This window comes from Metalysinibacillus jejuensis (genome assembly GCF_003057615.1).
In the GTDB taxonomy this organism is placed as follows: domain Bacteria; phylum Bacillota; class Bacilli; order Bacillales_A; family Planococcaceae; genus Metalysinibacillus; species Metalysinibacillus jejuensis.
Genome location: NZ_QAFW01000124.1, coordinates 1 through 1,398, shown reverse-complemented (window position 1 = coordinate 1,398; position 1,398 = coordinate 1). Strand labels below are relative to the sequence as shown.

Genomic DNA, 1,398 nt, shown 5'->3' with positions numbered 1-1,398 from the left:
GCGTATCAGTAGGGTTGGAATGCCCCGAATTCACGCTCGTGGAGAACACATAAGACTTGCTTGCAAGCGATGTTCGTGGAAGCGAGAAGCCCCCACTTCAAACGAAGTTAAGTGGTGGGTAGTTCACATATATCAATATGTGTAGTTTACTGTCATACTTGCCGTGGCAGTTGACACTATACCAGTTGTACGAATATATACCTGCCAAGTCCCAGTTGGATCTAGGTTATTAAATTGAGTGAATGATACAGTTCCACTGGAAGATACATATTGTTCATCATAATAGCCATTCGGCTCCTTCACCACAATATAGAACGGTGAACTTCCACTACTAACAGTTATATTCAGTGATACACCACTTACTTCCGAGCCTAGTGGAATTGAACCTGATGAAATATTAAATGAACTTGATGGTTTACCATTAAGAGAATTCATTTTCCCAGTAATACCAGAGAAATAGCTAGATGCTAGAAGTTCTACATTCTGTAATTCTTCAGATTCATTTTCAAAAGCAGATACTGGTAAACTTAAAATGGCAAATACCATCATACAGCCCATAAAAAACGAAAGATATTTTTTCATTTTCTTAGACTCCTCATTGTTATCAAGCTTGCATATCAAATTTCTGGTAATATTGCTCTCCCTCTAAAATACTTTTATCGAAGGGTTTTCCAAAATCCCAGTTCGGATCTTTTGACTTAACAAATTCTACAAGGCGTCTTCCTTCATCGATAAGTATTCGGTCAAGTGTATACTTCACATCTATTCGTTTTTCGGGCGCTACCGAATCAAGATAAGCTCTTTTCACATCAACGCGTTTACTATGGTTACCAGTCATCCCGTTATTTTCAATCATCTCTTCCATTACGATTGCCTTCAATTTTTTTTTTATCTCGTCAGAAACTGGAACAATCGAAAAATGAGTTTGATTACCTAAATACATATTAGGGTCTTCGAAAGGATTCACGGAATGATCCTTTCGCTGAGTACTACTTGAGGAAATATTTTCGGACATCATATTCTGTTTGACACTTTGTCGAATGTTGTTAATCGTCGAGAAATTCATTTGCGGAAAAGTCGAATTCGCTCTCACTTCTACTCACCTCCTAGTAAAATCTAATTTTCTCCATGTATCTTATATATCGACCATATCAACTTTAATTTAAATGTAAATTGAAAATCGAATGACTACTGGCTTAAGCAAGTAGGTTTAGGCATATTTTTTGATGTGAAAATCATTTGAATTGCCCTTTTTTAAAAAAATACTTTTACACGTCTGTTGATTAACTAAATTTTCCTATAAAAAACTAATAAAAAAGAGAGATTCCATGTAAAATGTAAGTTACCACACCAACATTTACGAGGAGGAATCTCTCATGGCTAAGAATACCACGATTT

At 35.8% G+C, this 1,398-nt stretch carries 2 protein-coding genes; both read right to left on the bottom strand.

Annotated features, from left to right (window positions below; translation table 11 throughout):
* Positions 1–132: 132 nt before the first annotated feature.
* The gene (locus tag DDE80_RS14350; protein WP_108308624.1) at positions 133–582 is read right to left on the bottom strand and encodes a hypothetical protein; all 450 of its coding nucleotides are present in this window, start codon (positions 580–582) and stop codon (positions 133–135) included.
* A gap of 22 nt (positions 583–604) precedes the next feature.
* A complete protein-coding gene (locus DDE80_RS14345; protein WP_108308622.1) occupies positions 605–1,093 on the bottom strand; it encodes a DUF3879 family protein in 489 nt (162 codons plus the stop codon).
* Between the last annotated feature and the right edge of the window lie 305 nt (positions 1,094–1,398).

Excerpts from the sequence above, each read along its gene's own strand:
- DDE80_RS14350 (WP_108308624.1), bottom strand. The coding sequence starts at position 582 with ATGAAAAAATATCTTTCGTTTTTTATGGGCTGTATGATGGTATTTGCC.